At 73.5% G+C, this 22,951-nt stretch carries 18 protein-coding genes and 1 pseudogene; 11 read left to right on the forward strand and 8 right to left on the reverse strand.

All coding sequences use genetic code 11. The features are described from left to right. Positions 1 to 393: 393 nt before the first annotated feature. From BUE43_RS24485 to BUE43_RS24500, 4 genes are read left to right on the forward strand one after another with little or no spacing between them, the layout of a single operon-like run. Complete coding sequence (locus BUE43_RS24485; protein ID WP_073487326.1) at positions 394 to 1,419, forward strand: beta-L-arabinofuranosidase domain-containing protein; 1,026 nt, start codon at positions 394 to 396, stop codon at positions 1,417 to 1,419. Then, positions 1,395 to 2,693 carry a pentapeptide repeat-containing protein gene (locus BUE43_RS24490; RefSeq protein WP_073487329.1) on the forward strand — a complete coding sequence of 433 codons (1,299 nt, stop codon included), beginning with the start codon at positions 1,395 to 1,397 and terminating at the stop codon, positions 2,691 to 2,693. Before BUE43_RS24485 ends, BUE43_RS24490 begins: the two co-directional genes overlap by 25 nt. 15 nt (positions 2,694 to 2,708) lie before the next feature. Next, on the forward strand, positions 2,709 to 3,647 hold the full coding sequence (locus BUE43_RS24495) for an NAD-dependent epimerase/dehydratase family protein (RefSeq protein ID WP_073487331.1): 939 nt from the start codon (positions 2,709 to 2,711) through the stop codon (positions 3,645 to 3,647). Further along, positions 3,644 to 5,986, forward strand: coding sequence for a glycosyl hydrolase family 65 domain-containing protein (locus BUE43_RS24500; RefSeq protein ID WP_073487333.1), 2,343 nt, complete (start codon positions 3,644 to 3,646; stop codon positions 5,984 to 5,986). The genes BUE43_RS24495 and BUE43_RS24500 overlap by 4 nt, the downstream gene beginning before the upstream one ends. Here BUE43_RS24500 and kamB read toward each other — a convergent pair. From kamB to BUE43_RS24520, 4 genes and pseudogenes are all read right to left on the reverse strand, one after another. Continuing rightward, complete coding sequence (kamB, locus tag BUE43_RS24505) at positions 5,976 to 6,623, reverse strand: 16S rRNA (adenine(1408)-N(1))-methyltransferase KamB (RefSeq protein WP_063964001.1); 648 nt, start codon at positions 6,621 to 6,623, stop codon at positions 5,976 to 5,978. The two genes, BUE43_RS24500 and kamB, sit on opposite strands and share 11 nt — an antisense overlap. A gap of 95 nt (positions 6,624 to 6,718) precedes the next feature. Further along, positions 6,719 to 7,846 (reverse strand): DUF371 domain-containing protein, encoded by a 1,128-nt coding sequence (locus BUE43_RS24510; protein ID WP_073487336.1) that lies wholly within the window; start codon positions 7,844 to 7,846, stop codon positions 6,719 to 6,721. Positions 7,847 to 8,126: 280 nt separating this feature from the next. Beyond that, positions 8,127 to 8,332: pseudogene (locus tag BUE43_RS24515) on the reverse strand (IS982 family transposase); the annotation flags it as partial. Positions 8,333 to 9,308: 976 nt separating this feature from the next. After that, a complete protein-coding gene (locus tag BUE43_RS24520; protein WP_073487341.1) occupies positions 9,309 to 10,196 on the reverse strand; it encodes a phosphotransferase enzyme family protein in 888 nt (295 codons plus the stop codon). Positions 10,197 to 10,681: 485 nt separating this feature from the next. Here BUE43_RS24520 and BUE43_RS24525 point away from each other — a divergent pair, with 485 nt between their 5' ends. From BUE43_RS24525 to BUE43_RS24535, 3 genes are all read left to right on the forward strand, one after another. Further along, positions 10,682 to 12,418 (forward strand): ABC transporter ATP-binding protein, encoded by a 1,737-nt coding sequence (locus tag BUE43_RS24525; RefSeq protein WP_234995892.1) that lies wholly within the window; start codon positions 10,682 to 10,684, stop codon positions 12,416 to 12,418. Then, positions 12,415 to 14,295, forward strand: coding sequence for an ABC transporter ATP-binding protein (locus tag BUE43_RS24530; RefSeq protein WP_083960104.1), 1,881 nt, complete (start codon positions 12,415 to 12,417; stop codon positions 14,293 to 14,295). Before BUE43_RS24525 ends, BUE43_RS24530 begins: the two co-directional genes overlap by 4 nt. 115 nt (positions 14,296 to 14,410) lie before the next feature. Further along, entirely contained in the window at positions 14,411 to 15,172 is a 762-nt protein-coding gene (locus BUE43_RS24535; protein ID WP_073487343.1) for a PIG-L deacetylase family protein, read from the forward strand. Positions 15,173 to 15,190: 18 nt separating this feature from the next. On the opposite strand, the gene BUE43_RS24540 is transcribed toward BUE43_RS24535, so the two are convergent. Continuing rightward, positions 15,191 to 16,375: a DJ-1/PfpI family protein gene (locus BUE43_RS24540; protein ID WP_073487345.1), complete on the reverse strand. Its 1,185-nt coding sequence runs from the start codon at positions 16,373 to 16,375 to the stop codon at positions 15,191 to 15,193. A gap of 70 nt (positions 16,376 to 16,445) precedes the next feature. Between BUE43_RS24540 and BUE43_RS24545 the strand changes: the two genes are divergently transcribed. Then, the gene (locus BUE43_RS24545) at positions 16,446 to 17,051 is read left to right on the forward strand and encodes a DJ-1/PfpI family protein (RefSeq protein WP_073487348.1); all 606 of its coding nucleotides are present in this window, start codon (positions 16,446 to 16,448) and stop codon (positions 17,049 to 17,051) included. A gap of 78 nt (positions 17,052 to 17,129) precedes the next feature. On the opposite strand, the gene BUE43_RS24550 is transcribed toward BUE43_RS24545, so the two are convergent. Both BUE43_RS24550 and BUE43_RS24555 read right to left on the reverse strand, forming a co-directional pair. Continuing rightward, positions 17,130 to 17,783 (reverse strand): DUF305 domain-containing protein, encoded by a 654-nt coding sequence (locus BUE43_RS24550; RefSeq protein WP_073487350.1) that lies wholly within the window; start codon positions 17,781 to 17,783, stop codon positions 17,130 to 17,132. Positions 17,784 to 17,854: 71 nt separating this feature from the next. Beyond that, the gene (locus tag BUE43_RS24555; RefSeq protein WP_073487352.1) at positions 17,855 to 18,316 is read right to left on the reverse strand and encodes a DUF6153 family protein; all 462 of its coding nucleotides are present in this window, start codon (positions 18,314 to 18,316) and stop codon (positions 17,855 to 17,857) included. A gap of 228 nt (positions 18,317 to 18,544) precedes the next feature. Here BUE43_RS24555 and ctaD point away from each other — a divergent pair, with 228 nt between their 5' ends. From ctaD to BUE43_RS24570, 3 genes are all read left to right on the forward strand, one after another. Continuing rightward, entirely contained in the window at positions 18,545 to 20,323 is a 1,779-nt protein-coding gene (gene ctaD / locus BUE43_RS24560) for an aa3-type cytochrome oxidase subunit I (protein WP_073487354.1), read from the forward strand. A gap of 120 nt (positions 20,324 to 20,443) precedes the next feature. Then, positions 20,444 to 21,670 (forward strand): phosphoserine phosphatase SerB, encoded by a 1,227-nt coding sequence (gene serB / locus BUE43_RS24565; RefSeq protein ID WP_073487357.1) that lies wholly within the window; start codon positions 20,444 to 20,446, stop codon positions 21,668 to 21,670. A gap of 119 nt (positions 21,671 to 21,789) precedes the next feature. Then, positions 21,790 to 22,554, forward strand: a complete 765-nt coding sequence (locus BUE43_RS24570) for an aminoacyl-tRNA hydrolase (RefSeq protein ID WP_073487522.1) — start codon at positions 21,790 to 21,792, stop codon at positions 22,552 to 22,554. A 39-nt stretch (positions 22,555 to 22,593) separates the two neighbouring features. On the opposite strand, the gene BUE43_RS24575 is transcribed toward BUE43_RS24570, so the two are convergent. Continuing rightward, positions 22,594 to 22,896 carry a type II toxin-antitoxin system Phd/YefM family antitoxin gene (locus BUE43_RS24575; protein WP_073487359.1) on the reverse strand — a complete coding sequence of 101 codons (303 nt, stop codon included), beginning with the start codon at positions 22,894 to 22,896 and terminating at the stop codon, positions 22,594 to 22,596. Positions 22,897 to 22,951 lie beyond the last annotated feature (55 nt).

Genomic DNA, 22,951 nt, shown 5'->3' on the forward strand with positions numbered 1-22,951 from the left:
GCATCGCCGAACCAGCAGGCCGTACGGCCTGTCCAGTGGGTTGTCCCGTCGGCCGGCCCCGAGCGGCGCGCCGTGGTCCACCCGACGCCCGTGGTCGATGTCGTTCGCTCCGGAAGCTCGTCGGCCGGATTCGCCGTCATGCGCGCACCCGTCCCGCCGACCTGATTCTTCGGCTCCCGGCGAAACGCGGTCCCGGTTCGCGGTTCCCGCTCGCGGAATCGTCCGGACCCCGCTTCCCGGGATGTCCACGCCGATCGGGTGCGCCATTGCCGGCACGTCGGTCCCGCGGTCGTCGCGGCTCCCGCCCCTCTCCGGCCGCGGCGGCGGTCGGCGCGAGACCCGAGCGGGTTTCTTCCAGAATCGCCCATCCATTCCCTGACTAAGGAGACTCCGTTGAGCGGAAACAGCCCCCAGGAGCTGAAGAGCGCGGCTCAGCGAGCGGCGAACTGGCTGGTGGAGCGGCAGCGCCCGAACGGCGCGCTGCCCTCCAGGACCGCCGTCATCGAGTCCTGCTACAAGGGGATGTGGGCGCTGCACACCGCCGGCCACACCCAGGCCGCGAGCGCGGTCGCGGACTACGTGACGTCGCTGCTCCAGGCCGACGGCGACATCCCGCAGCCGCGCGAGGAGGAGTACTTCCTCGACGTCCACTACCTCTACGCCAACGGCTACCTGACCATCGGCGCGCACGTGCTCGGCCGGTTCGGCCTCTCCTCGAAGCTGATGTCCTTCGTCGAGACCATGCAGAACCCGGTGACCGGCGGTTTCCGCTCCCACGGGCCGGCCGTGCCCGGCGACGGCCGGTGCGACTCGGTCTCGACCAGCATCAGCGGTCTCGCCGCGCTCTACACCGGCCGGCTGTCGGTCGCCAGGTCCGCCGCCGACTTCCTCGGCTCGCTGTGGGCCGGGCAGCCGGACAGGGAGAACCTGTTCCACGCCGTGGCCGACGCGCAGGGCAACGTGCTGACCAGCGACGACGCCGTCACGATCTCGGTGAGGAAGGCCGAGGGCGACTGGTACTTCATCGGTCTGCCCGCGCTCTTCCTGACCGCGCTGCACGAGGCCACCGAGGACCAGAAGTACCTCGACCTGGCCACCGAGCTGATGACCTACATGGACGAGACCTGTGACGACGACGCGTTCATCGACTCCTCGTGCGGCAAGGCCGGGGTCGCCGCGGCGATGCTCTACCGCCTGACCGGGAAGCCCCGGTACCGCGAGATCGCGCAGCAGATCGGCGACCTGCTGTGCGAGCGGCAGACCCCGTACGGCTACTGGTCCGAGGAGGAGACCGACGACGTGGCCGACCTGTTCTGGGGCGACCTGGACATGACGGCCGAGTACGTGATGTGGCTCGACCTGATCGCGCGGAACCTGGCCAGCGGCGAGCGGGTGTGGGCGGGGGCGGGGGCGCGGTGACCGCCGCCGCGACCGGCGTCTGGGGCTGGGCCGGCGAGCTGGACGGGCAGCCCCCGGACGAGACGCTCGCCGAGGTCGCCGCCCGCGCGCCGGCGTCCCCGGCGGAGCTCCTCACGACGCGCCTGCCGCCGGGCGGGCTGCTGGTGGTCACCGCGCGGCACGGCCGCCGACGCCCGGACGCCGGGCTGTTGACGCGCCTGACCGCGTCGGGGCTCACTACGGAGATCCTTCGGTTGGCCGGCGCGGAGATGGGCTCGACCGACGCGTTCGCGTCCACTGTGGACAATGATCCGCACCCCGACGTCCTGGTGCTGGACGCCCCGGACCTGGCGGCATGGGGCGGGCGCGGGGTCGACGGGCTGGTGCTGCGGAACCTCCTGGAGCGCCTGCGCTCCCGGCTGCCGAACACCCGGCTGGCGATCTACGTCAGCGACGCCTGCTTCGTGGTCCGGCACGCGTTGCCGGGCACGTTGCTGCTCACCCTGCCCCGCCAGGACGAGGACGACCCGGCGACCGGCCCGCTGGCCGACCGCGCCGAGGAGGTCGCGGCCGCTCTCGGGACCGGCGACGCCCGGGCGGTCGTCGAGGCGTGCGACGCCCTCGCGCGGCGGCCGGAGTTCGACCCGATGAGTCCGGCGCGCCGCCTGCTCGACGCGGTCGCGGGACACCCGGACGCGCTGCGCGAGATCGTGCCGGAGTTGTTGGCCCGCCACTGGCCGGCCGCTCCCACCACGTCGCCGCTGGAGGACGGTGGAGTGTCGCCCCGGGCGACGGCGTTGCTCTACCGCCTGCTCTCGCTGACCGAGCCGGACGGACCTCGGTCCACCCTCCGCCGCGTCGACGTCGGGCGGTGGCTGTGCGCCCTGCGCGCGGACACCTACGAGACCCTCAGCGCGGTGACCACGGTGCTGCGGCACGAGGACCTCGCCGGGACCAACCTCTCGTACGCGCCGTCGCTGGAGCACTGCGACCTGACCGGCGCCGACCTCACCGAGGTCGACGGCTACCGGGTCAACGTCTCGGACGGCGTGCTGGACAACGCGCTGATGGCCCGGTCCTGCTTCGCGCGCGGCCACCTGAAACGCGCCTCCCTGCGGGGCGCGGACCTCAGGGACGCCGACCTGGAGTACGCCTCGTTCCAGCAGGCGGACCTCACCGGCGCCGACCTCGCCGGGGCCGACCTGCACCGCGCGTTGCTGGACCAGGCGGTCGGGCTGTCCGTGCCGGTCCCAGCACCGGTCCCGGCGCCGGCGATCGAGCCCACGTCTGCCTAGCCCCAGAGGAAGGACATGCGCATCTTCGTGACCGGGGCCGCCGGTTACGTCGGCCAGGCGGTCCTCGCGCGGCTGCTCGCCGCCGGGCACGACGTCACGGCCGTCGGCCACCGGACTCCGGTCGGGTGGCCGGCGGGCACGCCGAGCCGCCAGGCCGACCTGACCGACGCCCCGGCGGTGCTCCGGGCGCTCGACGGCGCCGAGGCGGTCTGCCACCTCGCCGGGCTGACCAGGGTGCGGGGAAGCGGCGTGGACGTGGACCGGTACTACCGGGTCAACGTGGTGGGCACCCTCAACGTGCTGGACGCCCTGGTCGCCCGGCACCGGGCCGGGGACGGCCCGGCCCGGCTGGTGTTCCTGTCCAGCGGGGCGGTCTACGGGCGGACCGGCGACGCGCCGGTCCGCGAGGACCACCCGACGCTGCCGACCAGCGCGTACGGGGCCACGAAGCTCGCGGCGGAGCAGGCCGTCGGCTGGTACGCGGGGACCGGCGCGCTGTCGGCGGTCTCGCTGCGCCTGTTCACCGCGGCGGGCAGCGTCCGCCCCGGTTGTCGGCCGGACGACAGCACCCTCGTCGCGCGGGCGCTGTCCGTCGCGGCGGGAGAGAACGCTGTTCTCCCGGTCAACGGCGACGGCTCGACGGTGCGGGACTTCGTGCACGTCGCCGACGTCGCCGACGCGGTCGCCCGCGCGGTCGAAGCGCCGGCGCGCCGGCCGGCCGAGGTGGTCAACCTGGGCGCCGTCGCGGCGAGCGTGCGCGAGGTGGTCGCGGCGGTCGAACGCGTCACCGGCCGCCGCGTCCCGGTGGCGCACGGCCCGGCGAACAGCGCGGACCAGCCGTGGCTGGCGGCCGACACCGGCGCGGCCAGGGAGCTGCTCGGCTGGGCGCCGACCCGGTCGAGCCTGGAACGGATGATCGAGGACCAGTGGCGAGTCGGGGGAGCGGGACGATGACGAGCACGGCGAGCGACCCGAACCGGGGCCCCGGCGGCCAGGCCGATCCCGGCTGGGTGATCGAGCGCACCGCCTACCGGCGGACCGAGGACAGCTTCTACGAGAGCCTGTTCGCCCTGTCCAACGGCCGGATCGGCGTCCGCGCGACCGCGGACTTCGACGCCGGAGGCGGTTGGCCCGGCTTCTACCACGCGCGGATGTACGCCAGGGCGGTGACCGTGCGGCGGCACCTGGTCAACGCGCCCACCCCGGCCTTCCGCGCCGTCCTGGTCGACGGCGTCCCGCTGGCGGTGACCGCGGACCGGGTGACGGAGTTCCGGCAGCGCCTCGACCTGCGCCGGGCCCGCCAGGAGCTGGTCGTCACCGTGCGCGACGGTCAGGGCCGGCACACCCGGATCGAGACGACCACCCTGCTGCCGGCGCAGTTCACCACCACCCTGGTCCAGCGCGTCGCGGTGACCCCGCTGGACCACGACGCCCCGGTCACGGTCCTGACCGGGGTGGACTGGTCGACCGGGAACGGCGACCTGGGCGGGCAGCTGCCCCGGGTCCGGGTGCACCACGCCGAACCGCTGGACCTGGGGTACCGCCCCGGCCGGCTGGACGCGCGGGTCCGCAGCTTCGGCCACGAGGAGGAGATCACCGAGCGGTTGGCGGTGCTGGCGGCGTCGGCCGAGCCGGAGGCACGGGACGTCTGCTTCGGCCGGGTCCGGCACGCCGAGGCGCTGCGCTTCGCCGGCGGGGCCGGGCGCGAGATCCGCGTGGACACCGTCGCCGTGATCAGCACGAACTTCGACGACGACGCTGTGTCCGTCGACCCCGACGTGGACGCGGTGCCCGACATCGACCTGGTGGTGGCCGAGCACGAGCGGATCTGGGCCGAGCGCTGGCGGCGGCACGCCGAGGTCGAGGGCGACCCGGCGATCGTGCAGGGCATGCGGTACTCGCAGTTCCACCTGTTCGGGTCGATCGACCGCGGCCGGACCGTCCACAACGTCCCGGCCAGGGGGCTGAGCAGCGAGTACCACTCGGGGCACTTCTTCTACAACACGGAGTTCTTCGCGCTGCCGCACGCCGCGTGGACCGATCCGGCGGCGGCCAAGGCCATGCTGCGGTTCCGCGTCGCCACGCTGGACGCGGCGCGCGAGCACGCGCGGCGCACCGGCTACGAGGGCGCCCGCTTCCCGGAGGAGGCGGACCTGCTCGGCGAGTCCGGCTCGGCGCACCTGGTGCGCGACGTCCTGCGGGACGACGAGTGGGAGGAGCGCGCGGGCGCGCAGGTCGTCCACACCAGCGCCGACGTGCTGCACGGGCTGCGCTCCTACGTCGAGATCACCGGCGACCGCGACGTCCTGCGCGAGGAGTGCGTGCCGCTGCTCGTGGAGACCGCGCGGTACCTCGCCTGCCTCCTGCGGTTCGACCCCGAGGTCGGCGGGCGCACCGTGCGCGGGATCATGGGGTTCGACGAGTACCACTACGACGTCGACCACGACTTCGGCACGAACGCCCTGGTGAGCTGGGGTCTGTCGTGGGCGGCCGAGACCCTGCGCGAGTTGGCCGGCCACCACAGCGAGGTCCGCGCGGCCCTGCGCGAGCGGGGGATCGGCGAGGACGTGCTCCAGGAGTGGGCGGTGGCGGCCAGGGAGGTCTACCTGCCGCCCGCCCGCGACGGCGTCCGGCCGCTCTTCGCGGGCTACTTCGAGCTCCCGGACGAGCTGTGCTCGGTCGAGCCGGGCCACAACCTCCCCGGCCCGGTCAAGGAGAACGACGAGCGGCGGCTGAGCGGGCTGGTCAAGCAGGCCGACGTCGTGCAGACGATGGTCCTGCTGTCCGAGCGGTTCACGCGCGAGGAGATCGAGCGGAACCTGCGCTACTACGAGCCCCGCACCGCGCACGGCAGCTCGCTCAGCCCGATGACGCACGCGATCGCCGCCGCGTGGGCGGGCGACCTCCCGCTGGCCACCCGCCTGCTCGCCGGCACCGCGCGCTACAACCTCGACTTCGCGCCCAGGGACAACTTCCGCAACGGCATCCACCTCGGAGCGGGAGCCGGGGCCTGGCTGGTCCTGGTGCGCGGGTTCCTCGGCGCCGACGCGTCGGGCGAGGTGCTGCGGTTCGCCCCCCGGCTCCCCGAGGGCGTCACCGCGCTGCGGGTCCCGTTGCGGTGGCGGGGGCGCGGGCTGACGGTCGCGCTGACCGCCGACGGCCTGGAGCTGGTCGCCGACGGGGACAACCCGCTGACCCTGCCGGTGGAGGTCGACGGCCGGCGGGCGGAGCTGGCCCCCGGCGGCCGGCGGGTGTTCGCGCCGGCGCCGTCGGGGGCGGTGCTCACGGGTTGATCTTGCCGGTGAGGGCGAGCACGTCGAACCGGTCCCGGGAGGAGTTCAGCCGGCGGGTCCAGGAGGTCTCCAGGGCCGCCACCTCCTCCGCGGCCAGGTACCGGCAGTCGGTGAGCTGCCAGCCGGCCTGCGCGTAGCGGGCGGCCAGTCCCTCGTCCACGGTCTCCGGGGTGGGTTCGGGGTGCTCGCCCACCTCGGGCACCGGGGGCCGCCACGCGTGCAGGTTCAGCGCCACGAGGAAGGCGGCGTCCGGCCGGCAGACCGCGGCCAGCCCCCGCAGCATCTCCGGCGAGGAGCCGAGGATGCCGCGCAGCAGGCTGCCCCAGGGCATGAGGACGTGCAGCTCGCCCACGCCGGTCAGCGGCGGCAGCTTCTCCGCGGTCGCCCACAGGTAGAGCAGGTTGGGCAGGCCGCCCTTCGCCGGCTTGGCCGCCGCCTTCGCCGACATCCGCTCCATCCTGGTCTTGTCGGCGTCCAGTGCGACGACGAGCTGGTTCGGGTGCTGGCGGGCGACCTTGTACGGGTGCTTGCCGTCGCCGGTGCCGACGTCGAGCACCACCTCGTCGTACTGACTCCGGAGCTGGTCGAACTCGGCTTCGGAGAACTCCAGGACCCGCTTGCCCACCACGCGGCGCATGCCGGTCAGCGTAACCGCGCGCCGCCCTCCGACCTGTCCGCGCGGGTAGCTCGCGATCAGCTCACCGGACGGCCCAGCTCACCGGACGGCCCAGCTCAGCGCGGCGCGCGGTGCCGGAGCACGAAGTCGTACGCGGTCTTCCGGGTCCAGCCCGGCCGCTGGGCCAGCGCCATGGCGACCGTGCGGGCGGGCACGCCCTGCTCCAGCAGCGCGGTGACGACCGGGTCCGCCTCGGGCTCGTCGCCCTCACCGCTGCCCGGGGTGGGGTCGAGGCAGCACACGACGTCGCCGCTGCGCGGCGCGTCGGCGAGCAGGGTCGCCAGCCCGCCCCAGCGCGGCTGTTCGCTGGCCGCGGCCGTCGCCCCGGCCAGGGCGGCGGTGCGGGTGCCGCGCAGCCGCTCCGCGTCGGTGAACAGCGCCTCCAGCGACGCGGCGGGCACCCGGAGCGCGAGCCGGCTCTCGGGGGAGGAGCGCAGCAGTTCCCGCCACTTCCCCCGGTCCCCGACGAGCAGACGACCGCGCGCGGGCGATGCCGCCGCGACCGCCAGCGGGGACGCCAGCCCGACGCACTCGACCGCGAACCGCTCCGGCTCGCCGAGCAGGCCGGCGACCGAGGCGCCCGGCAGGTCCTCCGCCGCGAGCACCAGGACGCGCCCGCCGTGCTCCAGCAGGTCCTGCTCGCGCACCGGCCCGGTGACCACGTTCTCCCCGTCGCCGGCCACCGCTCGCGCCTCCGGGTCCTCGGCGACCACCACGTCGGCGGCGGCCAGCTCGGCGGCGAGGCGGTCCGCGTCGACGCCGGCGTGGCAGAGCACGACGCTGCCCCGGCCGTCCCACCGGCCGGTGTCGCGGCTGACCCGCACCTCGATCGCGGCGTCCGGCCGGGCCAGCAGGGCCACCAGCTCGCGGGGCAGGTCGGCGGCGGTCGTGTCGGCGTCGGTGGCCATCGTGTTGGCCAGGCGCAGCCCGCTGCGCCGGACCACCGCCCGGCCGCCGGGCAGCCACGCCGAGCTGGCCAGCGCCCGGACCTCGGCCTCCAGCCCGCCGCACGCGATCGTGATCCGCACCGGGCCGGCGACCCGGCCGCCCCTGGCCAGCACGGTGTCGACGCCCACCACACAACTGGCCCTGCCGGAGATCGCGCTGTCCGTGGTGAACTCCAGGGTGCGGTCGTGGGTGGCGCGGATCTCCGCCGAGCCCCGGCAGGTCAGCAGTAGCAGCATCTCGTCCGTCGACCCTCCCCACGCGCGTCCGCGTGCTCTTCGCGCCGGCCCCGCGACGACGCCCCGTGGCAGTGCGCCGCGACAGCGTGCCCGGGGCAGCGCCCCGGCGAGCGCCCGGGACGCCAGTCGTCCCACGGTCAGCGCCGTCCACGGGGCACGAGGCGACCCCGCCCGCCGGGCTGGCGGGCGCGCCGCGTCGCCGGACGCCCGCGACCGGCCCGCGCGGACGTCCCTCCCGCGGTCCGTCGGACGGTACTAGACGAGTAATGCGCAACTCGGGCTAGTGGTCGTAGGCGGTCAGGGACCAGGTGATGGGCCGGCCGGAGGCGGTGGGCTGCCCAATGGCGGCGGTCAGGGCGAGAAGTGGTTGGGCGACGCGGGCTCCGACGCCCCCGATGCCGCGTCCGCCGTGCTGTTCCAGGGGGACCTGGCCCTTGGGGCGTCCTCGACCGACTCGATCAGGTGCCGGGCAGACGTCAGCGGCGGTCGGGAGCGGGCGCACTGCCGGGATGGCGCCGACGCTCCAGGTGACGTCGGTCCACACGTCGGTGTCGGCAGCCAACAGCCGCAGGTGCCGCACAGCGCCCGGGCCGCCGCCGGAGCGACCAGCTCCGGGCGGGGCCGGACTGGGCGGCCGGCGTCCGGGGTCCGCCCGCCAGGTAGTTGTCGATCTTGACGTCGAACGAGGAGAGTCGGTGTTCAGGCCTGCCGTCCCCGGCCGGAGGCACGCTTGCGTCAAACGGCGGCGGCCAACGCCAGAAGTCGTGGGCCGACGCGAACACCTGCGCCCTCGATGCCGCGGCCGGGCGTGTTTGTTCCCAGTCGAGTTGGGCGGCCGCCGCGTCGTTGACGGACTCACGCAGCTCGTCGGCGGACTTCGAGCAGCGGCTGGCCGGGAGGCGGGCCCGGTCGCGGTAGGACAGTGATCAGCCGGACCACGCGCTCGGTGAGGAAGCGGTCGAGTTCGGGGGGGGGGGAGGGGGAGAGACGTGGCCCTTGACGGCGATGACCAGCAGGCCGGGCCGGTAGGCGAGCCGACGGAGCTCGTGGTCACTCCCGGGTCGCCCATGGGCACCTGCCGCTCGTAGAGCGTCGCCGTCGGCCAGCGCCCGGGAGAGCAGCGGCCCGGCGGTGTGGGTGTCGATCAGGTGCCGTCGCAGATACCGGAACCAGTGTGAGCGCGAACGGCGGCAGCCCTACGTCGCCCACCCGGCCATCTCCGAGCGCTCCGCCGGCGTGGAGTCGGAGAGGTGAACCCCGACCCCGCCTGGGGCATCACGAGGATGACCAGCTCCGCGTCGGTCAGCTCACGGTGATCCGCCGACACGGACCAGCCCGCTGGTGGACGTCGATCGTGATGTGGGGCGCGGCGGGAAGGGTGTTCAGGTCGGTTGTCACAAGCGGACCCCGAACACCCTTTCGCCCCCTCTCTGGGCACCCCGCGGGCTCACGCCTTGCTCGCTCAGGCGTCGGGCAGGGGCGCCCCGCCCGGTTCGGCCAGGGCGAGCACCCGGTCGCACTCGGCGGGCAGCGCCGCCGTGTCGATCTTCCACCCGTAGTCGTAGAGCTGGTCGGACGCCGCGCAGCACAGGCTCGCCACGATCCAGTGCGGCAGCGCCGCGCGTTCCGCCGCGCTCAGCGGACGGCGGCTCCGGTAGCCGTCGAGCACCGCCGCGACGGCCTCGGCGTGCCACCGGTCGCGGAAGCCGTCGCCCTCGGGGACCACCGCGCCCACCCGGGTGAGCGACCAGGCGAGGTCCGACACCGCGGGGCCGGGGTGGACGTCGTCCAGGTCGAGCAGCACCGCCCGGCCGGGGCCGGTGACGAGGACGTTCTCCGGGCACGGGTCGCCGTGCAGCACGTTGGCCGGCAGCGGGGTCTCCCGGCGCGCCCGCTCGTGCGCCGCGGTCCACGCCGCCACCAGCGCGCGGTGCTGCTCGGCGCCCGCGTCGCCCAGACCCTCGGCCAGCAGCGGGAAGTGGAAGCGGGCCTTCTCGAACCGGTCGTGCGGCTCCTTGGGGTCCAGGTCGACCCCGTCGAGCGCGCCGTCGGCGAGGAGGTGGAACTCGGCCAGCGCGGCCCCGAGGGCCGCCAGGTCGGCCGGGCTGGCGACGTCGACCGGACGCCCCTCGACCCACTCCCAGATCTCGTACAGGGCGCCGTCCGGACCGCGGACGGGGTTGTCCGGCGCCGACGCGGGCAGGCCGGGAACGGGGCCGCCGGCGTCGGCGAGTCGGCGGTGCACGGCGCAGTGCGCCAGGAACTCGCTCTCGCTCAGATAGTCGCGTTTTCTCTTCACGACCACCAGCTCGGGTGTCAATCCACTGTTCGAGCGAACGAGCCACGTCATCTCCCCGCCGCTGCGAAGAGAGCGCACGAGGGTGGAATCGCCGAGACCGACGCCGCTGAGCAGGAAAGATTCTTTCACGCCCGCCTCCGGGTTGCGGGGAAAGTGTAGTCTTCGTTCATGCTTACCCTATCGGCGCCGGCGTTGTCATGGTGCGCGATGACCGGCGTCAACCCATAAACGCCAGGTGGGAAGGCGGGACCGGCGCACCTTTCTTCGGGTCGCCCCGAACGGGGAATGGCTTGCGCCGCGCGGTCGCGGCGGGGTGACGCCGCGGAGCGCGACGAGAACGACGGGAACGACGAGATCGGCCGGTCAACCGGTTTTTCCGATCTGACCCCTTTCGGTCCCGCGCCTTTCGGTCCGGTGCCGCCGACGTGAACAGTGCCGCCGACGTGATCGACGAGGAACCGGGCTTCCGCATGAGCTTGCAGACAGCGCCGCCGGAAAGTGTCAGGCGAAAAAGCGCGATCGCCACGCTGTGGCGGTTGAAACCCTACTTCCGCCCCGAGTTCGCGCTGCTCGGCTGGGCGCTGCTGTCGGCACTGGCGACGACGATCTGCGGGCTGCTGATCCCGTTGGTGATCCAACGGGTCGTCGACGGGCCGGTGGCGGCGCGGGACATGACGGGCCTGCTCTGGACGACCGGCGGCGCGTTCCTGCTCGGCGCGCTGGAGGCGGCGTTCTTCCTCGGCCGGCACCGGCTCGTCGTCGGGCCCAGCGCCCGGATCGAGAGCCGGATGCGGGCCCAGCTCTACGACCACCTGCAGCGCCTGCCGCTGGCCTTCCACGACCGGTGGCACTCCGGCCAGCTGCTGTCCCGGGCCGTCGCCGACCTCACCACCATCGTGCGGTTCCCGCGCTACGCCCTGGTGTACCTGGTGGTGAACAGCTTCACGATCGTGGTCAGCATCGGCGTGCTCTGCTGGATGTCGCCGCTGCTCGGCGCGGCCTTCACGGTGATCAGCCTGCCGGTCGCGGTCGGTTCGATCGTGTTCGAGGCGCGGTACAAGGAGTGCAGCCTGCGCGCCCAGAACCAGCTCGGCGACCTCACGACGCGGATCGAGGAGTCGGTGCTGGGCATCCGGGTCCTCAAGGCGTTCGGCCGCAGCGGCCAGGCGGTGCGGGCGTTCCGGCAGCGGGCCGAGTTGCTGCGCGCGACCGAGATCAGCAAGGTGCGGATGCTCGGCATGCTGACCGCGACCATCGTCGGCCTGCCGGAGGTCGCGCTGGGCGCCGTGCTGGGGATCGGCGGCTACCTCGCCGCCAGGGGCTCGATGAGCGCCGGCGAGCTGGTGGCCGCGGTCGCGGTCGTCGCCTACCTGCAGTGGCCGCTGGAGTCCATCGGCTACCTGCTGGCCGAGGCCAACGACGCGGCGGCGGCCACCGAGCGGTACTTCCAGATCGTCCGGGCCGAGGTCACGGTCACCGACCCCGTCGACCCGGTCCCGCTGTCGACGCCGGTGCGGGGCGCGCTGCGCGTGGAGGGGGTCCGGTTCCGCTACGACGGGGCGGACGAGGAGCTGCTGCGCGGGGTGGACCTGGAGATCCGGCCCGGCGAGACGCTCGCGCTGGTCGGCGGCGCCGGCTCCGGCAAGTCCACCCTGGTCGGCATGGTCAGCCGGCTCTACGACGTGACCGGCGGCCGGATCACCCTCGACGGCACCGACATCCGCCGGGTGCCGCTGGCCGACCTGCGCGCCGCCGTCGCCACCGTCTTCGAGGAGCCCGTGCTGTTCTCCGGCACCGTGCGCGACAACGTGCGGCTCAACCGGACCGACGTCACCGACGACGAGGTGCGCGAGGCGCTGCGGGTCGCCAACGCCGAGTCCTTCGTGGCCGCCATGCCGCTGGGGCTGGACACCGAGATCGGCGAGCAGGGCTTCTCGCTGTCCGGCGGCCAGCGGCAGCGGCTGGCGCTGGCCAGGGCCGTGGTCGCCCGCCCGGCGCTGCTCGTCATGGACGACCCGCTGTCCGCGTTGGACATCCACACCGAGGCCGAGGTGGAGGCGGCGCTGCGCCAGGTGCTGCGGGGCGTCACCGCGCTGGTCGTCGCCCACCGGCCGAGCACGGTGCAGCTCGCCGACCGGGTCGCCCTGCTCGCCGACGGCCGCGTCGACGCCGTCGGGACCCACCAGGACCTGTTGCGGGACTGCCCGCGCTACCGGGAGCTCATGGCACCCGACGACCAGCGGACCCCCGAGGCCGGGACGGCGAGGCGATGAACCAGCCCAACACGCGGACGAGCGCCGCCGAGGAGACCGAAGCCGGCGAGCCCGCACGCCAGGAGTGGCGCGGTGTGGCCGCCGAGGACCACGACACGCTGGACCGCCACGTCGGGCGGCAGCTGCAACGGCGCTCGCGCCGGCTGCTGCTGGACGTGCTCCGCCCGCACCGGGTGGGCGCCGTGGTCGCCCTCCTGCTGGCCGTGCTGGACACGGCGGCGGAGATGGCCCGCCCCCTGCTGATCGCCGCCGTGATCGACAGCGGCATCCCGGCCGCGGCCAGGCAGGACTACGGCCCGCTCACCTGGTACGTGGCGGGCTACCTGGTCTCCAGCGTCGCCTCCGCCGGCCTGACCTACTCCTTCATGACGCTGTCCGGTCGGATCGGGCAGAGCGTGCTGCTGGAACTGCGGCACCGGCTGTTCCGCCAGGTCCAGCGGCTGTCGCTGTCCTTCCACGAGTCCTACACCTCGGGCAAGGTGATCTCCCGGCTCACCAGCGACCTCCAGGCGCTGAGCACGCTGCTGGAGGAGAGCATCGAGGGCCTGTTCCGGGCGTTCCTGTCCGTGGTGACCATCGCGGTGCTGCTGGTCTGGCTCGACCTGCCGCTGACCGGCGTCATCGTGCTGACCTTCGTCCCGCTGCTGTGGATCACCGCCAGGTACCGGGCGCGCTCCCACTTCTTCTACCGGCGCACCCGGTCGGCGATCGCCCGCGTGATCAGCCACTTCGTCGAGACGATGAACGGCATCCGCGTGGTGCAGGCGTACCGGCTGGAGGAGACCAACTCGCGGACGATGGGCGCGCTCAACGCCGCGAACCAGGACGCCACGGTCCGGGCCGGTTACGGCCTGGCCCACTCCACCGCCGGGATCAACCTGATCGGCAACACGACCGTCGCCCTGGTGCTGCTCGTCGGCGGTTGGCGGATCATCAACGGCCACCTGGAGGTCGGCGTCCTCGCCGCGTACGTGCTGTACCTGCGCAAGTTCTACGACCCGGTGGACGACCTCGCCCGGTTCGCCAACTCCTACGCCTCGGCCTCGGCCGCCCTGGAGAAGATCTCCGGGGTGCTGGAGGAGGAGCCGACCGTCGCCCAGCCGGCCCGGCCCGTGCCGCTGCACGCCCGCGAGGCGACGATCGACTTCAGCCGGGTCGACTTCCGCTACCAGTCGAGCAAGGACCTGGTGCTGCGGGACGTGACCCTGCGCATCCCGGCGGGGCAGACGGTCGCCATCGTGGGCGAGACCGGGGCCGGCAAGTCCACGATCGCGAAGCTCGTGGCCAGGTTCTACGACCCGACCGGCGGTCGGGTCTCGATCAACGGCGTGGACCTGCGGGAGGTCGCCGACGCCGACCTCCGCGCCGCCACGTCGATGATCACGCAGGAGTCGTTCCTGTTCTCCGGCACGGTCGCCGAGAACATCGCGCTGGGTCGGCCGGACGCGAGCCGGGAGGAGATCGTGCGGGCGGCGACCGCGATCGGGGCGCACGAGTTCATCACCCAGCTCCCCGACGGCTACGACACCGACGTCAACAAGCGCGGCGGCCGGCTGTCGGCGGGGCAGCGCCAGCTCGTGGCCCTGGCCAGGGTGCTGCTGGCCGACTCGGCCGTGCTGATCCTGGACGAGGCGACCTCCAGCATGGACATCGCCACCGAGCGCGCCGTCCAACGCGCGTTGCACACGACGCTGCGCGGCCGGACCGCGTTGATCATCGCCCACCGGTTGTCCACCGTGCTCGCCGCGGACCGGGTGCTCGTGGTCGAGCACGGCCGGATCGTGGAGGACGGTCCCCCGGCCCAGCTCGTGGAGAGCGGCGGCAAGTTCGCCACGCTGCACCAGGCGTGGCTGGCCAGCACGAGCGCGAGCGCCTGACGCCGGCGTCCGTTCTCCTTCCCCGTTCGCCGTCCCCGTTGTCCGCCCTGTCGTCCACCTCGTTGTCCGCCCGGTTCTCCACCTGGTTGTCCGCCTGTCGACGCGGGAGAGTGACGTGCCAGAGAACTTCGCCTTCGCCGGAAACCTGTTACTCGTGTCCCCGCACCCGGACGACATCGCCTACTCCTGCGGCGGAGTGGTGGCCGCCCACCTGGGGGAGGCCACGGCCACGCTGCTGACCGTGTTCGGGCGGTCAGAGTGGACGGTGTCCCCGCGGCTGGCCGCCGAGGGGCAGGAGGCCGTGTCCCGGGTCCGCGCCGAGGAGGACCGCCGGTACTGCGACGCCCACGGCATCGCGTACACCCTGCTGGACTTCCCCGACGCCAGCCTCCGGGGCTACGACGACGAGGGGGAGCTGACGGCCAGGGTGGCCGACGACCCGCTCACCGACGAGGTGGTCGACGTCCTGGCGGAGGCGGTCCGGGCCGCGGCCCCCGACCTCGTCCTGGCGCCGGCCGGAATGGGCGACCACATCGACCACCTCATGGTGCACGAGGCCCTCCGCCGGGTGGACCACGAATTCAGCACGCTCTACTACGAGGACATCCCGTACTCGGCACACCACGAGATCACGGGTGTCGAGGACACCATGCGCGGAGCACGGAAACTCGAACCCTTCCACGTCTTCGACATTTCCTCGGCGATCGACGACAAGATCGCCGGAATGCTGGTCTACGAGAGTCAGACCGACGAGCAGGCCATCGCCGACATGCGTCACCACAACGGCCGGGTCGCGCCGGCCGAGGCCGCGTTCGCCGAACGCCTGTGGACCGCGCGGCCGAAAGCGGCGGGGAACGTCGGCGCTCGGCTTCGGTAGACTGGCGGTGCCGAATGGCTAGGCTCGTCGGGGCGGTGGGAGAGGCAAGTCCACTCCCACCGCCCCGACGGTTTTCTGACCATTTCCGTCCGCCCCGAGGGCGGTCCGGATGTCGTCGGAATCCGGCCCGCCGAGGTCGTTCCGATCATTTCGCCGGTTGTTCCGGTCGTCGCCCCGGAAGTCCCGCCGGTGCGCGGTCGGCGTGGCGCCGACGGCCCGCCGGAGGTGGAGGCGGAGGTTCGCGGCCGTGCCCAGCCCGCTCTGCTCGGCGACCCGGTCCACCGGGAGGTCCGTCTCCTCCAGCAGCCGCAACGCCAGCGCGACCCGCTGGTCGTGCAGCCACCGCAGGGGAGGGGTGCCCGTCTCGGCGAGGAAGCGCCGGCTGAACGACCGCACGCTGTAGCCGGCGTGCCCGGCCAGGTCGCGGAGGGTGAGCGGCTCGGTGAGGCGCTCCTGCGCCCAACGGCGGGTCGCGCCGAGACCGGCCTCCTCGTCCCCGGCGCCCCGCCCGCGCTCCGGCACGGGGCGCTCCAGGTACTGGGCCTGACTGCCGGCGCGGAAGGGCGCGAACACCAGCCGGCGGGCGATCCCGGTCGCCGCCCGCTGCCCGAAGTCGGAACGCACGAGGTGCAGGCACAGGTCGATGCCCGCCGCCACGCCCGCGCTCGTCGCCACGTCGCCGTCGTCGACGTAGAGGACGTTGTCCACGACCGAGACGGCCGGGTGCCGCCGCGCCAGCTCGTCGGCGTCCATCCAGTGGGTGGTGGCCTGCCGGCCGTCGAGCAGGCCGGCCGCCGCCAGGGCGAACGCGCCCGTGCAGATCGAGACCACCCGCGCGCCCCTGGCGTGCGCGGAGCGCAGGGCCGCGAGCGCGGCCGGCGGGATCTCGTCGCGCCGGGTGTAACCAGGGACGACCACGGTGTCGGCGCGGACGAGCGCGTCGAGCCCCGCCGACACCGCGAGGGCGAAGCCCGTCGTCGTGGGGACCTGCGGGGGATCGGGGGTGCAGACCTCGAAGGCGTAGAAGTCCTCGCGGCGGTGCCCGAACACCTGGGCGGCGACCGAGAGGTCGAACGCCACCACGTCCGGCAGGGCGAGCGCGACGACGCGGTGTGGCGCCGGCGCCGCCTGGTCGCGCGTGCCTCCCGTGCCGGGTGTCGCCGTGGCCCGTTCCTCCTGAGGGGCGCGGCGGGGACCAGACATGGCCTGATCCTTGCGCACCCTGGCCGTCGAGCCGTGTCCGACGGGTGCGGCGGCCGCAGAGCATGGGGCCATGACGGAACGACGGCCCCTGGACATCGGTATCGCGATCGCGCTGTTCGAGGACGTGGAGGAGTTGGACGCCGTCGGCCCGTGGGACGTGTTGACCTACTGGGCCAAGCACTTCCCGGAGGACGGCGTTCGCGTGTGGACGGTCGCGCGGCAGCGGGAGATCCGCTGCGCCAAGGGCATGACCATCCTGGCCGACCACACCCTGGACGAGAGTCCGGCCGCGGACGTCCTCCTGCACCCCGGGGGCGCTGGCACGCGTCCGCTGATGCGGGACGAGGACTGGTTGACGTGGGTGCGCGAGCAGCGCGCCCGCGCCTCCCTGATGACCAGTGTGTGCACCGGCGCGCTCGTCTACGCGGCGGCCGGGTTGCTGCGCGGCCGACCGGCCACGACGTACTGGGCCGCGCTGGACACGCTGCGCGAGGCCGATCCGACCGTCGAGGTCCGCCCCGACGAGCGGTTCGTCGACGACGGCGACGTGATCACGTCCTCCGGCGTGTCCGCCGGCATCGACATGGCGCTGCACCTGGTGCTGCGCCTGGCCGGACGGGAGCGCGCCAGGTGGGTGCGGCGGGGCATCCAGTACGACCCGGAGCCGCCGGTCTGACCGGTGGCGCGGGGGCGGACACCGCCCGGCGTCCGCCCCCGCGCCTGCGCCGTCAGCCCGTGCCGACGGCCCGTGCCGTCAGCCCTGGCTCTGGCCTTGACCCTGGTCGAGCAGAGCGGTCATCTCCGCGATCTCGGCCTGTTGGGCGTCGATGATCCGCCCGGCCAGCGCCCTGGCCTCCAGGCTGGCGCCCTGGGCCTGCTCGGTCCGCGCCATCTCCACCGCGCCCCGGTGGTGCTCGATCATCATCCGGACCCACTGCCGGTCGAACTCGGCGCCCCGGGCGGCGCGCAACGCGGTCATCTGCTGCTCACTCATCATCCCCGCGCCGCCGTGCCCCGAGTGCCCGGCGTGCCCGTCCGCGGTGGTCGTCGGCGCGGCGCCCCACTCGCGGAGCCAGGCCGTCATCTGGTCGATCTCCGGCTGCTGCGCCTGTTCCACCCGACGCGCGAGGTCCACGACCTTCTGGCCGGCGTCGCGTCCCGCCACCAGCTTCGCCATCTCCACGGCCTGCGCGTGGTGCGGGATCATCTGCTGCGCGAACGCGATGTCGGCCTGGTTGTGCTGGCGGACTGCCCCGCTGGTCGTGGTGCCGCCGCTGGCGGTGGCGCCGGCGGCGGTCGGCGTTCCGTCACTGGCCTGTTCGGAGTTGGCGCACCCCGCGGTGAGCAGCAGGCCGGTGGCCAGCACGGCCAGAACGGTGTTCTTCCCGCGCACGGTCTTCCTACGCACGTGCTTCTCCTTGCTTCATGTGTTGGCGTGACCGGGCTGGTGTGCGAAGTGGACGCACACCAGTGGGCCGGTCACAGCCGCCACACGCAGAGCGCGGAGAGACGGGCGGGAGTGGAGGGTGGAGCGCGGTCCGCCGGGGACCGCGTCCCGGCCGGGCTCGCGGCGGAAGCGGGGACGAGCGGCAGGGGCCGCAGGTGTCCCAGCAGCCGGAGGGCGACCAACCCGAGCGCGGTGACGACCAACCCCAGGCACAGGTGCAGGCCCGTGTGGTCACCGCCGTGGTCGGCGGGGCCCGGAGCGTTGGTCGACAGGTGCGCGCCGTGCGCGCCGAGCCGATCGGTGGACTGTCCACTATGGACGCTTGTGGACGCGCCACCGTCGACGGTGTGGTGTTCCGCGGCGGGCGTCGAACCGAACGCCGGGCCGGGACGGGCGAGTTGGTGCATGGCCAGCACTCCCGCCGCGAGCGCGAGCACGAGCAGCACGAGGCGGAGCCCGCTCGGGGCGGTCGCGCCGGGCCGGCCGCTGCTCACGACGGCGAGCGTAACCAGGGATGATCCGGGCGAACCCGCCACGAGTTGGCTGACTACATGTGACCTGGCTAACCACGCAGGCCGTCGACGTGCGAGAACAGATCGCGTTGTCCGGGGCCAGCGCGTTGGGCGGAACCGCGCGGTCTACGATCCGATGTGGCATTGGGCCGCCTGACGGCCTCGTGCCGAGCAGGTAGGAAGGTCCACCAGGCGAGTGCAGGAGGCACCGTGACGGCCGTCGCCCCCCAGCCGATCGCGGCGCGCCCGTATCCGGCGCGTCAGACGGTCAAGGGTTCGTTCCTGCTGCGGATGCTGCGGACCACGGACCACAAGCAGCTCGGCATCATGTACATCGTCACGTCGATGGCCTTCTTCCTGGTCGGCGGCGTGATGGCGCTGTTGATGCGCACCGAGCTCGCGCGGCCGGGTCTGCAGTTCCTGTCGCAGGAGCAGTTCAACCAGCTCTTCACCATGCACGGCACGGTGATGCTGCTGCTGTACGCGACGCCGATCGTCTTCGGCTTCGCCAACTACGTTCTGCCGCTGCAGATCGGCTCGCCGGACGTCGCGTTCCCGAGGCTGAACGCGTTCTCCTACTGGCTGTTCCTGTTCGGCAGCCTCATCACGCTCAGCGGGTTCATCACCCCCGGCGGCGCGGCCGACTTCGGCTGGTTCGCCTACACCCCGCTGTCCGACGCGGTGAACTCCCCGGGCGTGGGCGCCGACCTGTGGTTGGCCGGCCTGACCGTCTCCGGTCTGGGCACCATCCTCGGCGCCGTCAACATGATCACCACCGTGGTCTGCCTGCGGGCGCCCGGCATGACCATGTTCCGGATGCCGATCTTCACGTGGAACATCCTGGTCACCAGCCTGCTGGTGCTGATGGCGTTCCCGATCCTGACCGCCGCGCTGCTGGGCCTGCTGGCCGACCGGCACCTGGGCGCGCACGTGTTCGACCCGAACAACGGCGGCGTGATCCTCTGGCAGCACCTGTTCTGGTTCTTCGGCCACCCCGAGGTCTACATCATCGCGCTGCCGTTCTTCGGCATCGTGTCCGAGATCTTCCCGGTGTTCAGCCGCAAGCCGCTGTTCGGCTACAAGGGCCTGGTCTACGCGACCCTGGTGATCGCGGCGCTGTCGGTGACCGTGTGGGCGCACCACATGTACGCCACCGGCGCGGTGCTGCTGCCGTTCTTCGCGTTCATGACCTTCCTGATCGCGGTGCCGACCGGCGTGAAGTTCTTCAACTGGATCGGCACGATGTGGAAGGGGCAGCTCACCTTCGAGACCCCGATGCTGTTCAGCGTCGGCTTCATCGTGACCTTCCTCTTCGGCGGTCTGTCCGGCGTGCTGCTGGCCGCCCCGCCGATCGACTTCCACGTGTCGGACACCTACTTCGTGGTGGCGCACTTCCACTACGTGCTCTACGGCACGATCGCCTTCGCGACCTTCGCCGGCATCTACTTCTGGTTCCCGAAGATGACTGGGCGCCTGCTCGACGAGAAGCTGGGCAAGCTGCACTTCTGGACCACGTTCATCGGCTTCCACGCCACGTTCCTGGTGCAGCACTGGCTGGGCAACGAGGGCATGCCGCGGCGGTACGCCGACTACCTGCCCAGCGACGGTTTCACCACGCTGAACACGATCTCCACGATCGGCGCGTACATCCTGGGCGCCTCGATGCTGCCGTTCATCTGGAACGTGTTCAAGAGCTACCGGTACGGCGAGATCGTCGAGGTGGACGACCCCTGGGGCTACGGCAACTCGCTGGAGTGGGCGACCTCCTGCCCGCCGCCTCGGCACAACTTCACCGAGCTGCCCCGGATCCGCTCCGAGCGCCCGGCGTTCGAGCTGCACTACCCGCACATGACCGAGCGGATGCGGCTGGAGGCGCACGTGGGCCTGACCGGCAAGCCGGCGCACGCCCCCGCCCCGTCCGAGCTGGCCGCCGCCGCGGTCCAGTCCGGCCAGGCGGGTTCGACCGAGGGCGACCCGAAGGACAAGTGACCCGACGGGTCGGCCGCGCCGACCCACCGGCTCGTCGACGAGCCCCGGCCACCGATACTGGTGCCCGGGGCTCGTCCCGTTCCCGCCCATGCCACGCCGTCGTCGACAGGAGACCGGCACGTGACCGCGCCGAACGCCACCACCGTCCTGATCACCGTCACCGGGCCGGACAAGCCCGGCGTCACCTCCGTGCTGTTCGCCGCCCTCACCCGGCACGGGGTCGAGGTGCTCGACGTGGAGCAGGTGGTGATCCGCGGCCGGCTGGTGCTCGGCGTGCTGGTGGCCGCCGGCCACGACCCCGAGGGGCTGCAGGAGGCGGTGGAGCAGGCCATGGCCACGGTCGGCATGCAGGTCGACGTGGAGGTCGGCGCGGACAGCGCGGCCCGGGCCCGGCTGGCCTCCAGCCACGTCCTGGTGGTGCTCGGCCGCCCGGTGACCGCCCGGTCGTTCACCGAGGTCGCCCGCCGGCTGGCCGCGCTGGGCGCCAACATCGACGCCATCCGCCGGGTCGCGGACTACCCGGTGACCGGGCTGGAGCTGCTGGTCTCGGCGGCCGACGACGGCGTGGCCGCCGACGCGGAGCTGCGCTCGGCCATGGCCGAGGTCTCGGCCCGCATCCAGGTGGACATCGCGGTGGAGCGGGCCGGCCTGGCCCGGCGGGCCAAGCGGCTGGTGGTGTTCGACGTCGACTCGACCCTGGTGCAGGGCGAGGTGATCGAGATGTTGGCCGCGCACGCCGGGTTCGAGCGGGAGGTCCGGGAGATCACCGAGGCCGCCATGCGGGGTGAGCTGGACTTCACCGAGTCGCTGCACCGCAGGGTGGCGTTGCTGACCGGCCTGCCGGCCGGCGTGCTCGACGAGGTCGCCGAGACCCTGGAGCTCATGCCGGGGGCGCGCACCACCATCCGCACGCTCCGGCGGCTCGGCTTCCGCTGCGGCGTGGTGTCCGGCGGGTTCACCCAGATCGTCCAGCGGCTGGCCGACGAGCTGGGGCTGGACTTCTGCGCGGCCAACGAGCTGGAGGTGCGCGACGGGCGGCTCACCGGGCGCGTGGTGGGCGAGGTCGTGGACCGGCCGGGCAAGGCGGTCGCGCTGCGCCGGTTCGCCGCCGAGCACGGCGTCCCGCTGGCCCAGTGCGTGGCGGTGGGCGACGGGGCCAACGACATCGACATGCTCTCCGCGGCGGGCCTCGGCGTCGCGTTCAACGCCAAGCCCGCGCTGCGCGAGGTCGCCGACGCCGCCCTGTCCTACCCCTTCCTGGACGCGGTGCTGTTCCTGCTGGGCGTGACCAGGGCCGAGGTCGAGGCGGCCGACGCCGCCGACGGCCTGCGCCCGGAACGGGTGTGAGGGTGGTGTCGACACCGGACACCGGCGACGCCAACGACACCGGCGCCGCCGACAGCACCAACGACGGGTCGGTGACGGCGGGCGCCGGGGGCAGCGGTCGCCCACTGGCGCCTCCGGTCGTGCTCGACGAGCTCGCCGCGCGGTACGCCACCTGGTTGGCGCTGCCCGCGCCGGCCACGGTGGACGTCTCCGACGAGGACCCCGAGCAGGTCCGCGCCATGCCGGTCGTCCTGCGGGTGGAGCGGTCCGACCCACCGGCGCGGTCCGAGCTGCTCGCGGCCGCGGCGTCGGCCGTGCTCGCCGTCTGCCTCGACCCGAGGGCCGAGCCCGGCGGCGAGTGGCACGAGGCGGTGGACACCTGGGTGCGCGGCCGCATCCGCAAGGTCTCCCGCCGGGCGCGCGGCGCGCAGTGGGCGGCGGTGCACGACCTGCCCGGCGTCACCGTCACCCACGGCGGAGCGCAGGCGCGCGCGTTGCTGCCCGGCCGGGTGGTCGACGCCCCGCGCGCGGTGTCGAAGCTCCAGATCTCCGGCACGGACCTGCCGGCGGACGAGCTGGGACCGGTGCCGACCGACCGGCCGGTGCTGTGGCTGAACCCGACCGTGCCGATGACCGTCGGCAAGGCGGCGGCCCAGGTCGGGCACGCCACGATGATCCTCGCGGCCCTCCTGCACGCCAGCGGGGAGCACGCCGCGCTCGCGGACTGGAACGCCGCCGGCCTGCCCTGCGCGGTGCGGCCGGCGGACGAGGACACCTGGGCGCGGCTGCACCCCGGCGCGACGCCGGAGCGGGCGTGGCGGAAGCACCGCGTGGCGGCCGTGCGGGACGCGGGGTTCACCGAGGTCGCCCCGGGCACGGTCACCGTCCTCGCCGCCTGGCCCTGAGGAGCTGACGGGGCTGCGGGCGGAGGGCGGAGGACCAGCTCAGCGGCGCTGCCCAAGCACGAGGTCGCTCACCGTCCCGGCGGTCCTGACGGGTTGCGGGGCCGGGCGCTTGCGGCGCTTCGCCGGAGTGATCCGTCCCTCGGCGATGGATCGTTCCGTGGCCGTGGCCGTGGCCGTGGCCGTGGCCGTGGCCGTGGCCGTGGCTGGGGCTGTCGGGCCGGCCGCCGGCACGATCCGCGCGATCACCCGTCCCCGGTCTGTCACGGCCACTGCCCGCCCCCGGCGCACCTCCGCCAGGCACCGGCTGAGCTCGTTGCGCAGGGCGTGCACACCGACCTTCATGACGACCTCCTGTGGTCACCTTCAACACCGAATGTGACCACGACCGCGTGGACGT

The organism is Streptoalloteichus hindustanus, assembly GCF_900129375.1.
Lineage (GTDB): Bacteria > Actinomycetota > Actinomycetes > Mycobacteriales > Pseudonocardiaceae > Streptoalloteichus > Streptoalloteichus hindustanus.

Coding starts and splice junctions, on each gene's coding strand:
- BUE43_RS24495 (WP_073487331.1), top strand. CDS start 2,709: ATGCGCATCTTCGTGACCGGGGCCGCCGGTTACGTCGGCCAGGCGGTC.
- BUE43_RS24500 (WP_073487333.1), top strand. CDS start 3,644: ATGACGAGCACGGCGAGCGACCCGAACCGGGGCCCCGGCGGCCAGGCC.
- kamB (WP_063964001.1), bottom strand. CDS start 6,623: ATGCGCCGCGTGGTGGGCAAGCGGGTCCTGGAGTTCTCCGAAGCCGAG.
- BUE43_RS24510 (WP_073487336.1), bottom strand. CDS start 7,846: ATGCTGCTACTGCTGACCTGCCGGGGCTCGGCGGAGATCCGCGCCACC.
- BUE43_RS24520 (WP_073487341.1), bottom strand. CDS start 10,196: ATGACGTGGCTCGTTCGCTCGAACAGTGGATTGACACCCGAGCTGGTG.
- BUE43_RS24530 (WP_083960104.1), top strand. CDS start 12,415: ATGAACCAGCCCAACACGCGGACGAGCGCCGCCGAGGAGACCGAAGCC.
- BUE43_RS24540 (WP_073487345.1), bottom strand. CDS start 16,375: ATGTCTGGTCCCCGCCGCGCCCCTCAGGAGGAACGGGCCACGGCGACA.
- BUE43_RS24545 (WP_073487348.1), top strand. CDS start 16,446: ATGACGGAACGACGGCCCCTGGACATCGGTATCGCGATCGCGCTGTTC.
- BUE43_RS24575 (WP_073487359.1), bottom strand. CDS start 22,896: ATGAAGGTCGGTGTGCACGCCCTGCGCAACGAGCTCAGCCGGTGCCTG.